Origin of the sequence: Cupriavidus pauculus, assembly GCF_008693385.1 — a bacterium.
Lineage (GTDB): Bacteria > Pseudomonadota > Gammaproteobacteria > Burkholderiales > Burkholderiaceae > Cupriavidus > Cupriavidus pauculus_D.
In genome coordinates, this window is sequence record NZ_CP044065.1 from 3,256,492 (window position 1) to 3,271,690 (window position 15,199).

Sequence of the window (15,199 nt, forward strand, 5' to 3'; positions counted from 1 at the left end):
ACGGAGCTCACTGCCATGTTCAACTGGGTCAAGACCTTCATGCTGATGGCCGCCATCACGGCGCTGTTCATCGTCATCGGCGGCATGATCGGCGGACGCGGCGGCATGATGATCGCGCTGCTGATCGCCCTGGGGATGAACTTCTTCTCCTACTGGTTCTCGGACAAGATGGTCCTGCGCATGTACAACGCGCAGGAAGTCGATGCGAGTACCGCCCCGCAGTTCTACGGCATGGTGCAGGACCTCGCGCAACGCGCGGGTTTGCCGATGCCGCGCGTGTACCTGATCAACGAGGACGCCCCCAATGCGTTCGCCACGGGCCGCAATCCCGAGAACGCCGCGGTGGCCGCCACGACGGGCATCCTGCGCGTGCTGTCCGACCGCGAACTGCGCGGCGTGATGGCGCACGAGCTCGCGCACGTGCGTCACCGCGACATCCTGACCTCCACCATCGCGGCGACGATGGCCGGCGCGATCTCCGCGCTCGCCAACATGGCGATGTTCTTTGGCGGCCGCGACGAGAACGGCAACCGTACCAACCCGATCGCCGGTATCGCGGTGGCGATCCTCGCGCCGCTGGCGGCCTCGCTGATCCAGATGGCGATCTCCCGCGCGCGCGAGTTCGAAGCCGACCGCGGCGGTGCCGAGATCAGCGGCGATCCGCAGGCGCTCGCGAGCGCGCTCGACAAGATCCATCGCTACGCGCAGGGCATTCCGTTCCAGGCGGCCGAGGAGCATCCGGCCACCGCGCAGATGATGATCATGAACCCGCTGGCCGGCGGCGGCATCGCGAACCTGTTCTCGACGCACCCGGCCACCGAGGAACGCATCGCGCGCCTGATGCAGATGGCGCAGACGGGCGCGTACCCCTCCTGAGGGTCCGCCGGCGCCCCCTGAGCCGCCTTCGGCGGCGTGCCGGCCGCTGCGCTGTAAAATCCGGCGCATGCACGCCAACGGGTAAACTGCCCGCCGTGTTCTTCTTCGGAGCCGGCGGGCATTTTTTCACCGCCGCCGGCCCGCGCTTTCCGTACCCGGTACCGTTTTTCTTGAGTTTTCGATCGTATGCGCCTGCAACCTGATTCACTCGCCTTCCAGATGCTTGGCGCCGCTGCCGCGGTGCGCGGCGTCAACGAGGGCACCGCCTTGCCGCAGGCCATCGACGAGGCCGCCGCGCATCTGCGGCTGGACCGCGTGCGCGATGCCGCCACGCGCGGCGCCATCCAGGATCTCGCCTATCGCACGATGCGCCAGTTCGGTGCCACGCGCGCGCTGGTCACGGACCTCGTGACGCGTCCGCCCGGCGCGCTCGTCGACTCGCTGCTGGCCGTCGCGCTCGCGCTGCTGCTCGACGGCGAGCAGCCCGATGCCGATCAGCCGGGACGGGGCTACAGCGACTTCACCGTGGTGGACCAGGCCGTCAGCGCGGCCGCGTCCGAACCCAAGACCGCGCATGCGCGCGGGCTCGTCAACGCGGTGCTGCGCCGTTTCCTGCGCGAGCGCAAGCCGCTGCTCGCGCGTATCGCGCAGGAAGACGAGGCGCGCTGGAACCTGCCGGCCTGGTGGCTGCGCATGCTGCGCGACGCGTACCCGGATCAATGGTCGTCGCTCGCGGCCGGCGTCAATGCGCGTCCGCCGATGACGCTGCGCGTGAACACCGCGCGCGGCACCGTCAAGGAGTATCTGACGCGTCTGGCCAATGCGGGACTGGCGGGCGTGCAGGTGGGCCCGCAGGCCGTGCGCCTCGTGCGTGCGTTCCCGGTGTCGCAGATTCCCGGGTTTGCCGAGGGCGACGTGTCGGTGCAGGACGCCGGCGCGCAACTGGCCGCGCAACTGCTCGCAGGTCCTGACGGCATGCGCGCGGGGATGCGTGTCCTCGATGCGTGCGCGGCACCGGGCGGCAAGACCGGCCATCTGCTGGAACTCGCCGATATCGATCTGACCGCGGTGGAGAGCGACGCGCAGCGCGTGGCGCGCATTCACGACAACCTTGCGCGCCTGGGCCAGCAGGCCAACGTGATTACCGGCGATGCGAGCCGTCCGAAGGACTGGTGGGATGGTCAGCCGTTCGATCGCATCCTCGCGGATGTGCCATGTTCCGCGTCGGGCATCGTACGGCGGCATCCCGATATTCGCTGGCTGCGCCGCGAATCAGATATCGGCAAGCTCGTCAACGAGCAACGTCGCATCGTTTCGCAGCTTTGGCCGCTGCTCAAGCCTGGCGGCATTCTCGTCTATGTAACCTGTTCGATTTTCCCAACGGAGGGCGAAGAGCAGGCGCGCTGGTTTGGTGCGCAGCTACCAGATGCGATACGATTGCAGGCGCCGGGGCAACTGCTGCCCGGTGTGAAGGCGCCTGAACCGGTCGGCGGCACCGCGGTGGATACCGCGACGGCTGCCGGCGAGGCAAGCCTGCCATCGGACCACGATGGCTTCTACTACGCCCGCTTCCAGAAACGCGCCTGACCCAGACCGATGCCGAGCTCGCCGCGCTTGTCCGTCCTCCGTGCCCATGGCGACGCAGCGCGCGAGCTTTCCGCGGGGATGCCCTCGTCCCTGCATGCCCCGCGCATCCTGCGGTCGCGGGCCCTGCGCTGGTGGCTCGTCGCGATGCTTTTGCTGCTGGCATTGCTCTGCCATCCCGGACGCGGCGATGCGCAGCTGATCGAAACCACCGAGAACCGCATCGAGTATCAGGACGGCGGCTTCGACCTCGCCGCATCGTTCGACTTCGATCTGCCGCCCGCACTCGAGGACGCGCTGCACAAGGGCATCTCGTTGTACTTCGTCGTCGAGTTCCAGCTCACGCGACCGCGCTGGTACTGGTTCGACGACAAGCCCGTCAACACCACGCGCAGCGTGCGCCTGTCCTACCAGCCGCTCACGCGACAGTACCGTGTCTCCACCGGTGGCCTGCAATTGCCGTTCACGCGGCTCAAGAGCGCGCTGCAGTTCATCCAGCATGTGCGGGGATGGCGCGTGTTCGAGCGTAATGCCGTCAAGCCCGGCGAAACCTATCAGGCCCAGGTGCGCATGCGCCTGGACCTCTCGCAATTGCCCAAGCCCTTCCAGATCAATGCGGTGAACACGCGCGAGTGGAACCTGTCGTCCGAATGGCGGCACTTCAACTACACCGTGCCGACGAATCTCGATGCGCCGCCGCCCGTGCCGGTGGCGCCCGCGACGCCAAACGTGCCGATCGTGCCCGCCGTGCCACCCGCTTCGCTGCCCGCCCCGCAGGCCCCGGCATCGTCGCCCGCCGCGGTGCCGGCTTCGACGCCGTCTTCGGCCTCCGCGCCCGCGGCCAGCAATAACGAGGCGCGCACGCCGTTCGCGCAGACCGTGTCCACCGTGCTGTCCCCCAGTCAGCTCGTTCAGCCGCCCGCGAGCCAGCCATGAAGGGAAGCCTTTGGGATAGCAGGTTCCGCCGCGTGCTGTATCGCATCGTGGCGAGCATCATCGTCTTCCTCGCGCTCGTGCTCGTGGGACTGCTGGCCGGCGCGTCGGCCAACACCGAGTTCTTCGATCGCTATTTCACGCTGCTGTTCAAGATCAACCTCGTGGTCGGGGTGCTGCTGATCCTGACGATCGGCGCGCTCGCGTTCACGTTGTGGCTGCGTTACCGCCGCGGGAAGTTCGGTACGCGGCTGATGACCAAGCTCGCGGTGTTCTTCGGCGTGGTGGGCGTGCTGCCCGGCGTGCTGATCTACCTCGTGTCGCTGCAGTTCGTCTCCCGCAGTATCGAGTCGTGGTTCGACGTGCGCGTGGAAACCGCGCTCGAAGCGGGCCTGAACCTCGGCCGCACGACCATCGACAGCACGCTCGGCGACGTGCAGAGCCGCGCGCGCTCGATGGCGGACCAGCTCACGGGGTCCTCCGGCATGGCCACGTCGCTGCAGCTCAACCGGCTGCGCGAGCAGTACGGCGTGCAGGAAGCCGCGATCTTCACGGGCAGCGGCCGCGTGCTGGCCACAGCCTCGAGCAGCTATGCCTCGCTCGTGCCGGATCTGCCGTCGGGCGCGCTGGCCGAGCAGGCGCGACTGGCGGGCGGGTACGCATCGGTGGAGGGCGGTACCGAGCCGGCCAGCGGCGGGACGCGGCATGTCGAGGGGACGCCGCTGTATCGGGTACGCGTGATCATTCCGCTCGGCGTCGCCCCCGTGCCGCAGCAGGACGGCGCGAACGGGCAGGGTGCCACCGCGAGCGGCGCGGCCGCGCAGCGCCCGCCGCGCATCGCGCTCGGGCCCACGCGCGACAAGTGGGCGGGCTCCGGGCTGTCGGTCGAACGCCGGCCCGAGGACGCGCCGCCCGCGGGCTTCGGGCTCGTCGGCGACACGGTCCGCGAGGAACGCTATCTGCAGGTCATCCAGCCTGTGCCCGCGGCGCTCGCGCGCAATGCGGACGAGGTCCAGCGGGCGTACCAGGAATACCAGGAGAAGGCGCTGGGCCGCACGGGCCTGCGCAAGATGTATATCGGCACGCTGACGCTCACGCTGTTCCTGGCCGTCTTCATCGCCGTGATGCTCGCGCTGCTGCTCGGCGGGCAGCTCGCGCGGCCGCTGCTGATGCTGCTGCAGGGGACCAAGGAAGTCGCGGAGGGCGACCTCTCGCCGAAGCGCGAGCTCAAGAGCCGCGACGAACTGGGCATGCTCACGCAGCAGTTCAATCAGATGACGCGCCAGTTGTCCGATGCGCGGCTCGCGGTCGAGCAGAACCGCGCCGCGCTCGAGCAATCGAAGGCGTACCTCGAGAGCGTGCTGCAGAACCTGACGGCGGGCGTGCTCGTGTTCGACCGGCGCTTTGTGCTGCTGACCGCGAACCCCGGCGCGGAGCGCATTTTCCGGCAGCCGTTCGCGACCGTGCTCGGCCAGTGTTTCGATCAGATTCCGAACCTCGCGGAATTCGGCGAGATCGTGCGGCAGGCGTTTTCCGAGCAGACCACGAGCGAGGTGCTCGGGGGCGCGCAGCACTGGCAGAAGCAGATCGAACTGCCGCAGGGCGACGAGGAACAGCCGCTCACCCTGTTGGTGCGTGGCGCGCGGCTGCCCGCGGCCAACCGTGACGAACCTGGCTATGTGGTCGTGTTCGACGATATTTCCGACGTGATTTCGGCCCAGCGCTCGATCGCCTGGGGCGAGGTGGCGCGCCGGCTGGCCCATGAAATCAAGAACCCTCTGACGCCGATTCAGCTGTCCGCCGAGCGTCTGCAGATGAAATTGTCGCCAAAACTTACAGAAACCGACGCGGACGTCCTAAAGCGCGGGGCCGCGACGATCGTTAACCAGGTAGCGGCAATGAAACGCATGGTCGACGATTTCCGCGATTATGCGCGGACGCCGCCGGCGGTCGTGCAGCTGCTGCAGCTCAATGGGCTCGTGTCCGAGGTGCTGCATCTGTACGGGATCGACGATCCGGCCGTGCACGAACACCCCGTGATTCATCCGACGCTGGGTCAGGCATTGCCTGAAATAAAGGGCGATCCGACACAACTGCGCCAGGTTATCCACAACCTGTTGCAGAATGCGCAGGATGCGGTCGCGGATAACGTCGCGGCGGGGAGGGCGGCGCCCCGTATCACTCTCCGGACCGAGACTGTAGAATACAAAGATTCTGCCGGCGAAGACCGGCAGGCCGTCAAGCTCTCCATCGCGGACAACGGACCGGGTTTCGCGCCACGAATTTTGAGTCGCGCGTTCGAACCGTACGTGACCACCAAAGCCAAGGGCACTGGCCTCGGGCTTGCGATGGTGAAGAAGATCATTGACGAACATGGCGCCCGCATCGAGTTGCGGAACCGCATGGATGGCGCCGAGATCGTCGGAGCGCAGATCTCGATCCTGTTCGTTAAACTGGCATAGTCAATCAGGTTCCGTCCATCATGGCGGCGCCATGGTGGGGTTAAGAGGGCAAGTATGGCAACCATCCTCGTAGTCGATGACGAAATGGGTATTCGGGAGTTGCTCTCGGAAATCCTGAGCGACGAAGGCCATGTGGTCGAACTGGCTGAGAACGCGCAGCAGGCACGCGAGTTTCGCGCGGGCAGCACGCCTGACCTCGTCCTGCTCGACATCTGGATGCCGGATACCGATGGCGTGAGCCTGCTCAAGGAGTGGTCGGCGCAGGGCTATCTCACGATGCCCGTGATCATGATGTCCGGGCACGCCACGATCGATACCGCCGTCGAGGCGACCAAGATCGGCGCGCTGAATTTCCTCGAGAAGCCGATCGCGCTGCAGAAGCTGCTGTCCGCGGTGGAGCAGGGCCTCGCGCGCGGCATCGAGCGTCCACGCACGGCACCGGCCGCGGCCAGCACCGCACCGGCCGCGACAACCGCTCCCGATGCCGCCTCGCCCTCGGCGCCCGCCGAAATCCCGGTGGATGCCACGGCCAACGGCAACGCGACGCGCGTGCCCGAAGCGGAGATGCATTTCTCGTTCGACATGCCGCTGCGCGAAGCCCGTGACCTGTTCGAGCGCGCCTACTTCGAGTACCACCTGATGCGCGAACACGGCAGCATGACCCGCGTCGCCGAGAAGACGGGCCTCGAGCGTACCCACCTCTACCGCAAGCTCAAGCAGCTCGGCGTCGAACTGGGCCGCAACAAGCCCGAGCCCACCGAGCAGTGAAGCACGCAACGCTTGACCACTGCAAAAACGGCTGATATAGTTTCGCTTCTTTGGCCCGGTAGCTCAGTCGGTAGAGCAGAGGATTGAAAATCCTTGTGTCGGCGGTTCGATTCCGTCCCAGGCCACCAGCATGAAAAAAAACGGACGCTTCGGCGTCCGTTTTTGTTTTTGCGCGCCCCGTATCGTGTTTTGCGGCACCTGCTCACTCCCTACCACATCGCGCAAGACGGCTCTTCAGGCTCCACGCGACTAGCATCGTACTCGGCGATCCGTTGCCGGAAGTAGGCGCGTCGACGCATCATTTCATCGTACTTCTCCGCCGGCGTTCTGGGTCTTGCCGGAGGGTTGGAAACACCAAACTCGCCGGCGTTTTCCTGTTGATGTGGGTTGTGGCCAAAGCTCATGTTGTCTGCTCCTCGAACTGTCGATGGAAAAATCGGTGATTGAGTGTGGAATCGAAGTGGTGTTTCCTCTTGATCCAGACCAAGCCCTCCGATCGGGTACGGGATTGCCGCGAATCAGCTCTTCGGACCATTGGCGTTCGAAGTCGGCAGCGGAGCGGCCGAGTCGTTCTTCAATATCTGAAACGCCTCTGGTCGCATCGAGGAGCGCGTCGGCAAAACTGCCGACATGCTGGCGATATGCTTATCATCGAAAGTTGCGGCGCTATCTGCAGCCAGCGCAACGCCCATCCGATTCGCCACCACGACTTCGCACGTCATGCCCACGCCTCACCAAGACAATTTCGGCGCATTGTGGAACATGAAATTTTTAAATGCAAAAGACGTGGAAATTGTGTTTCTGCATGCGGAAATTCATAGTATTTTCTATTGAGTTTCGATGCGCGAATGGTCACTACGCCGAGGGAAAGAATCAATAGCGATGGCACCCGACATGAGTTGAATCGGTAGGGTTCGCGTGGTCTCCTCGCACGACGAGCGTCTCGCAAGGACCGGTCAAAGCGGTATGGCCAAAACGAAGTTCTGCTCCAATGCAGAAGGGGGCTGCGGCTCAGATTTCGTTGAGCTTGACACCACTGCGCACGAACCGCTCGAAGGCGTCACCAATACCAGCGTCATGGAGCTGTCATGAGCCGTAAGGAAAGCGACCGCGCGCCGAATGTGATCAAGCACGCTGCGCCGCCGGCCACGGCCGACTCGGGCGTCGGTCGCGATGGAAGCATTTAGCTTTGGCAACCCATCGCCGCCCTAGACCGCCATGCTGCCGATAACCGCGGCCGAGGTTCTCTCTAATCTGTTCAGTGCAGCCCCCCGACCGCTCCGGTCTACACATAGCCCTCTAGAACCAAGCGCCAAAGCCGGCAGAGCGCCGCAGGATTCTCTCAAGCAGCATTGCCTCTTCCATCTGATCGGCCTGATGCACTCGCGAGCTGGGGAATTGCAGCACGACGGCGCTCCGACGCTCGATGTCGAAAACATTGGCGTCTTCCTGGCACGCATCAAAAGAACGTTCCTGAGGCATCCCCAAGTCCAGGGGCATTTGGATCTGCTCGCCGATTCCCATTTCTAACTCCTGAATTGCATCTCGTCACCCGACGCGTCCCGACCCCCGGCGATGTCGGGACAAACCGCCGCTGCTTCCGGTCGGAGGCCCCGGATGGCGACTGACTCTAGCGTCGGTATGGCCTCCAACGTAATCGCAGTAACAGGGTAGGCCGCGTGCATTCGCATCTTTCCGCTTCTCGGATCCTTCCGGCCCTCCGAGCGTGCGGAGAAGAACTTGAGGAATCGTGACGGCGCTACGCCGTCGTAAGGAAAAATTCGGACTTTGTTACCGTCTCCCTCGCGCTCTGTAATGGCGTCGGAATGCAGCTTTGTCGCCAGGCTCTTCCGATATGGCTCGAGGAAGCAAACCTCCCTGATGCCTGCTGCCACAATATGACGCGCGCATGAGTGACAAGGGTAAGTCGTAACAAACAGCCGGCCCCCACGTATCTTGGCACCGTTTGTGGCCCCCGCATTCAACAGGGCATGCATCTCCGCATGCACCGCTCTTGAGAACTCGATCAAGCTTTTGAGTTGACTACCGTGCCGGATCAGTTCGACCGCGCGCTCCCTGTTCTCTGCACTCACGATTCCCTCTCTTATCATGCGCCAGACCAGATCGCTGGCAATCAGATCTTTCTCTTCATCGTTGCAGCAATGACCACCATCGCGATTCCAGCATCGACGATCGTAGTCGGCAGAAACATTGGCGCCTGATTCATAGAGCCCGCCGAACGGCTTCGGTACGTCGTTCCACCCTACAGACAAAACTTCTCCATCCGAGTCCAGAAGAGCCGCACCTACCTGACGGGACAGACACGCGGAATTGCGTGCGGCCGAGTACGCCGCATACATGGCGCGCTCGTTTGCGGTGGGTGTCGCGATCTTCGTGCCCATCATCAAATCCAGAAACCTCCTTGCACTTGATTGCAGTTGCGTATCGGTACCAGAGTCGGCACGAAGAAAGAAGTCCGATTGCGGGAAGATCTCACTGACCTGCTGCCCGTGATCGACCTCTTCACCAGAGTCCCGATCGATCAGCAGATGCGTGTGTTCGCCACGATGCGCGCGCTTTGACAAGCGATCGATCCTGACCTCGATCGGCGCGTAGACACCGATCACGTGCAACATGTCGCCGTACACCGACCTTAGAAGACGTAGCTCATCGACGTTCTTGATGGAGTCGATGATGTGACAGGTGCGCCTGGAGAAGATCGGTGCGGAGGGATCGGCATCGCATCCATGGAACATAGCTGTCTGCCGACAATGCCCAGCGTTCAGCTTTTCACGAGCCAACGCGATAGTTCTGATCGCGACCCGAGCAAGGTACGCATTGCCGTGTACGGCTCGGAGCTGGTTTTCCTTCTCAATGAGCTCGTTCCGTGAGCAGTCGGCGTGCAGACCGCCAATTCTTCGAACCTCGTCACTCAGTCGAATGACGGTAACGTTCTCGTAGTTGTAATCCGTGCCCTTTAGTAGCATCTCGAACGAGTGGCCGACCTCATGCAATGGCGTACCCATCGGTCCGCAAAGCGCGATGACAATCTCCGCAGTCAACGGACCCTCAGCAGCGAGCTGCTTGTCCAATGCGACCGGATTCAACCGATTTCCGCTGTCCTGTTTTGTCGCGGCGCTTCTCATGTGTGCCATCCAATAGTAGTTTGACTTTCAACCAAGCAGGCTGTGAGGAGCAAGACAGTCGCGTCTTGCGGCACCTGCTGCTTAACACATCGCGCAAGACGGATCCTCGGGCTGTTCGCGACTCGCAACACCGCCTCAGAGCCGTCGTCTCCGGCTTCTGGAGATACGAGAGCTGGTCGGCTTTCACGAGGCGGCCACGAAGTTTCGATGGTGGCGAACTGGAGTGCCATCACACTATGTATTGTGGGATAGGTCGCGGCACGCGAAAGCGCGAAGATCGATTGCGATGGCGGGGGCGTTCCATGCGTCGCGAAATGATAGATCTGCGCGATGCGGGGATACAGCGCCGATCTACGAAATTGCGGCGGCCGCGCTCGGGGTCGCGGACGCCCAAGTTCCACTTGGGACATCGATGTAGCTGACACGGGGCTTTTTCATTTTCCCCTTCCACTCTTCCGGCTCTTGGAAGCTGCGTCGCATGTCACGCGATTAAACGGAAATACAAATCCTGATTTGTATTTTCGTTTTACAAATCAAAAGCTGTATTCGAGGCTTTGCTGTCGCAGAGCCCATCCCAATAAGGCGGGGACCCGATGGCCTCGACGATGAACGTCGAGACTTCTCGTACCTTGCGCGAGCGCAGGCGGTTTTCTGGCGAGAGCATCTGGATGTAGGACGGCTCGGGCGAGGCCGCGAACTCCCAGTTTTCCAGCAGTGCCACGAGCTCGCCCTGCCTGAACATGTCGGTGCGATAGACCCACGTGGGGAACACCACGATGCCACGGCCGGCTACCGCTGCCGCGAGCAGCGTTTCGGCGTTGTTGCTGCGCAGTGGACCGCTGACGTTCAGCGTCTGGAAGGCTTCGGTGGGCGCCGTCCGGAAGTACCACTTCTGCGCGCCGAGTTGCCCCTTGTAGACGAGGCAGCGGTGCGCGAGCAGATCCTGCGGGCTCTCGGGTTTTCCGTGCGCGGCGATATAAGCGGGACTCGCCGCCACGACGTGCCGCATCGAGCCGATGACCTTGCCGATCAGGCCCGAGTCGAGCAGTGGACTGACGCGGATGGTGATGTCCGCACCTTCCTGTACCGGATCGATATACGCGTCGGTCAGCGTGAGCTCGACGACAAGATCGGGATACCGTGCCTGCAACGCATTGACGATGCCCGCGATATGCAGCCGTCCCAGCATTTCCGGCGCGTTGATGCGCACGAGGCCATTGATATCGGCGTCGCGATGGACCAGCCCTTCGGCCGCCTGGTCGAGCAGCTCCACCGCATCGCGCACCTGCAGGAAGTACTGCTCGCCCGCCTCCGTCAGGCGCACCGCGCGCGTGTTCCGGTACAGCAGCTGCTGGCCGAGCTCCTTTTCCAGCGCGGCGACGAAGCGCGATACCGACGACGCGGGCACCTGAAAGTGGCGCGCGGTCGCCTGGAAGCTGCCCGTCGTGGACACCATCAGGAAATAGCGGATGGCCTGCAGGTTCATGGCGGGTCTCTACGTGCCGCAAACGGCGCTCGGTTGCGATTTGGACAAAATTGATTTGTCCAGCCGCTGGATTGTAGCGATTTTCGCATCTGCCTATGATGGTCTCCAATCAGTCGGCCCCGTGAACAAACCGGTCGCCGAAGACTGTCAACGATGCAGCAAAGGAAACGCTTATGTCCCGCCTCTTCAAGCCCTTCGACCTCGCCGGCCTGACGCTCGCCAATCGCGTCGTGATGGCGCCCCTGACCCGCTCGCGCGCGCCCGAGGATGTCGCCGACGAACGCGTCGCGCTCTACTACACGCAACGCGCCACCGCCGGCCTCATCGTGTCGGAAGGTACGCCCATCTCCCGCGAAGGGCAGGGCTATCTGTTCAACCCCGGCATCTTTACCGACGCGCAGATCGCCGGCTGGCGCCTGACCACGAACTCCGTGCACGCCGTCGGCGGCCATATGTTCGCGCAGATTTGGCACGTGGGACGCGTCTCGCATCCGTCGATCCAGCAGGACGGCAGGCTGCCCGTGAGCCCGAGCTCGAAGCAACCGGTCGGCGCGCAGGCCTTCGGCTACGACGAGCAGGGCAAGCCCAATCTCGTCGCACCGCCGGCACCGCGCCAGCTCGCGACCGAAGAGATCTATCGCATCGTGGAGGAGTTCGCGCAGGCCGCCGAGAACGCCATCGCGGCGGGCTTCGATGGTGTGGAGATCCACGGTGCCAACGGCTATCTGCACGAGCAGTTCCTGAACCCGCTCGTCAACGATCGCGACGACGCGTTCTCGGCCCATACGATGGAGAATCGCCTGCGCTTCACGCTGGCCGTCATCGATGCCGTGGTCGCGCGCATCGGCGCATCGCGCGTCGGCATTCGCATCTCGCCATACGGCCAGCTGTTCGACATGCCGCTGCATCCGGAGATCGATGCCACGTACACCGCGCTGGCAAAGGAGATCGGCACGCGCAAGCTCGCCTACGTGCATCTGATGGACCAGTCAGGCTTTATCGTCGGCGCCACGACGGTCGATGGCGGCGCAGCATCGGGCTTCAGCGCGCTGCTGGGCAAGCTGAAGACGTTGCTGCCCGAGACCGCGCTGATCCTCGCGGGCGGCATGACGCGCGAGCGCGCGGAGCAGTTGATCGAAGACGGCGTGATCGACCTCGCGGCGTTCGGCGCGAGCTTCATCAGCAATCCGGATCTCGTGGCGCGTCTCGAGAACGGCTGGGAACTGACGCCCGCGGATCGCAGCACGTTCTACGGCGGCGGTTCGAAGGGCTATATCGATTACGCGCCGTACGAGGCCGCCACCGCGTAAGACAGCAAACGCAGGGGGGTAGCTATCGCCGCTGCGCGAACCAGATCCCCACCGCGATGGTGGCCATGCCGACGAAGTGGTACCAGCGCGGTGGATCGCCCAGCAGCAGCGAAGAGAGCAGCGCCGCGAAGATCGGCGTCAGCGTGATGAAGAACACCGGCAGTTGCGCCCCCGCGCGCGCGATCGCGCGGTCCCAGGCGAAGTAGGCAAGCAGCGACGGCACCGTGGCCACGTAGAGCAGGATGCCCGCCACCTTGGCGCTCCAGGCGAGTTCATGGTCCAGCATCGACAGCTCCCACCACGCGAACGGGATGTTCACGATGACGCCGATGACGATCTGCGCGAAGAGCAGTGTCGGCAGCGGAATCTCCGGGCGGTGCTTGCGCAGGAGCCACGTGTAGCCGCTCCATGCGATGGTGGCGGTCAGCATGAAAAGATCGCCGGGCACGAAGTTCAGCTGGGCCAGATGGACGAGGTCCCCGCGCAGCAGCACGAACGATACCCCGACCAGACACAGCAGCGCCCCGGCCACATGCCAGGGCTTGATGCGTTCGCGAAAGAACGTCGCGCCGATCACAAGCAGGAACAGTGGCGTGGACGCGCCGATCAGCGTCACGTTGATCGGTGTCGATGTCGTCAGCGCAAGGTACTGGAACGAGTTGTAGCTCGCGATGGACAGCACGCCCATCGCGGTGAGCACGCCCGCATGCCGGCGCAATATCGCGCGATGCTCGACCACGCCGCGCCATGCATAGGGCGCCAGCAACAATCCCGCAATGGCCCAGCGCACCATGTTCAGCGTGATCGGCGGGATCACTCCTGCCGCGATACGCCCGACGATGGCGTTGCCGGCCCAGGCCAGCGGCGGGAAGGTAAGCAGGAGCAGCGTAATCCCGTCGAGGCGTCTGGCGCCGACACTGGCACTGGCTGGCATGAGATGGAGGAGCGCGTGGGGGAGGTCGCATTATCGGGCAGATCGGCGACGCGCGATGTGCCCATGTTGCCGACATTGCCATCGGCGCCCGCGATGCCCCCCACGTTCAGGCGAAGCGCTGCCGAACGTCAGCCAAACAACGTCAGCCGAACAACTCCTCCGCCACGGTCGGATGCAGCGGCAGCGTCGTCTTCAGATGCGACGCCTTGACGCCAAGCCGCATCGCCAGCGCAAACACCTGGATGATCTCCGGCGCCGCGTTGTCCATCAGATGCGCGCCCAGCACACGGCCGCTGCGCGCGTTCAATACGAGCTTGAAAACCGATTGCCGCGACACGCCCGCGAAGCGATTCTCGAGCGAGACAAAGCGCCGGATCTCCGTGCGGATGCGTTCGGGCTTGCCCGCCGCCTCGATCGCCTCCGCCTCCGTCAGCCCCACCGCGCCGATTGCCGGCTCGCTGAATACCGCCGTGGGCACGACATCGAAGTCCACCATATCGCCACGCTTGCCGAACAGCCGGTCAGCCAGCCATCGCGCCTGCGATACGGCGACCGGCGTCAGCTGCAATCCCTCCGTGCAATCGCCGACCGCATACACGCCGCGTACCGACGTGCGGAACTGCTTGTCCACGACGATGCCGCGTTCCTCGCCGAGCGCCACGCCAACGGCTTCGAGTCCGAGCCCCTCGACATTGGGATCGCGGCCGATCGCCGCGAGCACGGCCTGCGCGCGCACGCTCTGCTTGCGCCCCTGCTGCGTATAGCAAACCTCGTACGCGCCATTGGCCTGCGAGACGAGCGTGACTTCGGTGTTCAGGTGCACGCGCACGCCCTTGTTCGCGAGCGCCTCCGCGAGCGCGCGCGAGATGTCCGCATCGAACCGCTGCAGCAGGCGGTCCTCGCGCACGAGCAGGTCCACCTTCACGCCGTAGCGCGACAGGATCGACGCCTGCTCCACCGCGATATAACCGCCCCCGATCACCACCAGCGATCCGGGCAGCGACTGCCACGTGAAGATATCGTCCGATGTGCTGACGAGCTCGCCGCCGGGCACCGCGAGCGCACGGGGGTGCGCGCCCGTGGACAGCAGGATCTTGCGCGCGCGAAGGGTCTCGTTACCGATGCGGATCTCGCCCGGTGCCGACAGTTCGGCATCGCCGTGCAGGATCTCCACGCCCGATTCGTGCAGCCGCTGCGAGAACGTCGCGGTCAGCCGCGCGACCTCCGCATTCACGCGCACGATGGCATCGCGCCAGTCCTCCTTGCCACCGGTGTTCGCCAGCCCCGTCGCCAGAATCGACGCCCAGCCCGCGCCATACGACAGCATCTTCTTGGGCACGCAGCCGCGATGCACGCAGGTGCCGCCAATCGCATCGCGTTCCACGAGCACCGTGCGCACGCCCAGCGCCGCCGCGCGGCGTGCCGCGGCCACGCCGCCGGAACCGCCGCCGATCACCACGAAGTCCACTTCGCGCGGCTTGGCGGGACGGCGCGCACGCGTGCGGCGGGGGACGTTCTCGATCGGCGTCTCGGCGCCGACCTCGCGCGCGCGGCGTTTTTCCTTCACGGGTGCTGCGACCGCCGCGGCCTCGTTCGATGCGGCGGATGACTGGCGCTTGGGCATGCATATCTCCCTTGTCGTGCGGCCGTTCTGGCGCGCGGGTCATCCAGGACACGCGCGACGGGCCGCTCAGAAAAAC

Annotated in this window: 13 protein-coding genes and 1 tRNA gene; 7 read left to right on the forward strand and 7 right to left on the reverse strand. The window is 64.4% G+C overall.

Translation table 11 applies throughout. The features are described from left to right. The first annotated feature begins 15 nt into the window (after nt 1-15). From htpX to FOB72_RS14965, 6 genes are all read left to right on the forward strand, one after another. Nucleotides 16-876, forward strand: coding sequence for a zinc metalloprotease HtpX (gene htpX, locus FOB72_RS14940; RefSeq protein WP_150373329.1), 861 nt, complete (start codon nt 16-18; stop codon nt 874-876). A gap of 186 nt (nt 877-1,062) precedes the next feature. Further along, nucleotides 1,063-2,463 (forward strand): 16S rRNA (cytosine(967)-C(5))-methyltransferase RsmB, encoded by a 1,401-nt coding sequence (gene rsmB, locus FOB72_RS14945; protein WP_150373330.1) that lies wholly within the window; start codon nt 1,063-1,065, stop codon nt 2,461-2,463. A 9-nt stretch (nt 2,464-2,472) separates the two neighbouring features. Beyond that, a complete protein-coding gene (locus FOB72_RS14950) occupies nt 2,473-3,396 on the forward strand; it encodes a DUF4390 domain-containing protein (protein ID WP_150373331.1) in 924 nt (307 codons plus the stop codon). Next, a complete protein-coding gene (locus FOB72_RS14955) occupies nt 3,393-5,855 on the forward strand; it encodes a sensor histidine kinase (RefSeq protein ID WP_150373332.1) in 2,463 nt (820 codons plus the stop codon). Before FOB72_RS14950 ends, FOB72_RS14955 begins: the two co-directional genes overlap by 4 nt. Before the next feature lie 54 nt (nt 5,856-5,909). Continuing rightward, nucleotides 5,910-6,623 (forward strand): response regulator, encoded by a 714-nt coding sequence (locus tag FOB72_RS14960; RefSeq protein WP_150373333.1) that lies wholly within the window; start codon nt 5,910-5,912, stop codon nt 6,621-6,623. A 52-nt stretch (nt 6,624-6,675) separates the two neighbouring features. Further along, a tRNA-Phe gene (locus tag FOB72_RS14965) sits at nt 6,676-6,751 on the forward strand. An 81-nt stretch (nt 6,752-6,832) separates the two neighbouring features. Here FOB72_RS14965 and FOB72_RS14970 read toward each other — a convergent pair. The 5 genes from FOB72_RS14970 to FOB72_RS14990 all read right to left on the reverse strand — a co-directional run bounded on the left by FOB72_RS14970 (nt 6,833) and on the right by FOB72_RS14990 (nt 11,255). Further along, entirely contained in the window at nt 6,833-7,027 is a 195-nt protein-coding gene (locus FOB72_RS14970) for a hypothetical protein (protein ID WP_150373334.1), read from the reverse strand. Nucleotides 7,028-7,141: 114 nt separating this feature from the next. After that, entirely contained in the window at nt 7,142-7,345 is a 204-nt protein-coding gene (locus tag FOB72_RS14975) for a hypothetical protein (protein ID WP_150373335.1), read from the reverse strand. A 577-nt stretch (nt 7,346-7,922) separates the two neighbouring features. Next, nucleotides 7,923-8,147 (reverse strand): hypothetical protein, encoded by a 225-nt coding sequence (locus tag FOB72_RS14980; protein WP_150373336.1) that lies wholly within the window; start codon nt 8,145-8,147, stop codon nt 7,923-7,925. A gap of 2 nt (nt 8,148-8,149) precedes the next feature. Then, nucleotides 8,150-9,769: an anti-phage dCTP deaminase gene (locus FOB72_RS14985; protein ID WP_150373337.1), complete on the reverse strand. Its 1,620-nt coding sequence runs from the start codon at nt 9,767-9,769 to the stop codon at nt 8,150-8,152. Nucleotides 9,770-10,295: 526 nt separating this feature from the next. Then, nucleotides 10,296-11,255 (reverse strand): LysR family transcriptional regulator, encoded by a 960-nt coding sequence (locus FOB72_RS14990; protein WP_150373338.1) that lies wholly within the window; start codon nt 11,253-11,255, stop codon nt 10,296-10,298. Between the two features lie 173 nt (nt 11,256-11,428). On the opposite strand from FOB72_RS14990, the gene FOB72_RS14995 reads away from it, so the two are divergent. Next, a complete protein-coding gene (locus tag FOB72_RS14995; protein ID WP_150373339.1) occupies nt 11,429-12,565 on the forward strand; it encodes an alkene reductase in 1,137 nt (378 codons plus the stop codon). Nucleotides 12,566-12,587: 22 nt separating this feature from the next. Here the strand turns inward: FOB72_RS14995 and FOB72_RS15000 are convergent, their stop codons facing one another. Together FOB72_RS15000 and FOB72_RS15005 are read right to left on the reverse strand one after the other, a co-directional pair. Next, entirely contained in the window at nt 12,588-13,499 is a 912-nt protein-coding gene (locus tag FOB72_RS15000; protein WP_150373340.1) for a DMT family transporter, read from the reverse strand. A 142-nt stretch (nt 13,500-13,641) separates the two neighbouring features. After that, entirely contained in the window at nt 13,642-15,123 is a 1,482-nt protein-coding gene (locus FOB72_RS15005) for a dihydrolipoyl dehydrogenase family protein (protein WP_150373341.1), read from the reverse strand. Between the last annotated feature and the right edge of the window lie 76 nt (nt 15,124-15,199).

Excerpts from the sequence above, each read along its gene's own strand:
- htpX (WP_150373329.1), top strand. The coding sequence starts at position 16 with ATGTTCAACTGGGTCAAGACCTTCATGCTGATGGCCGCCATCACGGCG.
- rsmB (WP_150373330.1), top strand. The coding sequence starts at position 1,063 with ATGCGCCTGCAACCTGATTCACTCGCCTTCCAGATGCTTGGCGCCGCT.
- FOB72_RS14950 (WP_150373331.1), top strand. The coding sequence starts at position 2,473 with ATGCCGAGCTCGCCGCGCTTGTCCGTCCTCCGTGCCCATGGCGACGCA.
- FOB72_RS14955 (WP_150373332.1), top strand. The coding sequence starts at position 3,393 with ATGAAGGGAAGCCTTTGGGATAGCAGGTTCCGCCGCGTGCTGTATCGC.
- FOB72_RS14960 (WP_150373333.1), top strand. The coding sequence starts at position 5,910 with ATGGCAACCATCCTCGTAGTCGATGACGAAATGGGTATTCGGGAGTTG.
- FOB72_RS14970 (WP_150373334.1), bottom strand. The coding sequence starts at position 7,027 with ATGAGCTTTGGCCACAACCCACATCAACAGGAAAACGCCGGCGAGTTT.
- FOB72_RS14975 (WP_150373335.1), bottom strand. The coding sequence starts at position 7,345 with ATGACGTGCGAAGTCGTGGTGGCGAATCGGATGGGCGTTGCGCTGGCT.
- FOB72_RS14980 (WP_150373336.1), bottom strand. The coding sequence starts at position 8,147 with ATGGGAATCGGCGAGCAGATCCAAATGCCCCTGGACTTGGGGATGCCT.
- FOB72_RS14985 (WP_150373337.1), bottom strand. The coding sequence starts at position 9,769 with ATGAGAAGCGCCGCGACAAAACAGGACAGCGGAAATCGGTTGAATCCG.
- FOB72_RS14990 (WP_150373338.1), bottom strand. The coding sequence starts at position 11,255 with ATGAACCTGCAGGCCATCCGCTATTTCCTGATGGTGTCCACGACGGGC.
- FOB72_RS14995 (WP_150373339.1), top strand. The coding sequence starts at position 11,429 with ATGTCCCGCCTCTTCAAGCCCTTCGACCTCGCCGGCCTGACGCTCGCC.
- FOB72_RS15000 (WP_150373340.1), bottom strand. The coding sequence starts at position 13,499 with ATGCCAGCCAGTGCCAGTGTCGGCGCCAGACGCCTCGACGGGATTACG.
- FOB72_RS15005 (WP_150373341.1), bottom strand. The coding sequence starts at position 15,123 with ATGCCCAAGCGCCAGTCATCCGCCGCATCGAACGAGGCCGCGGCGGTC.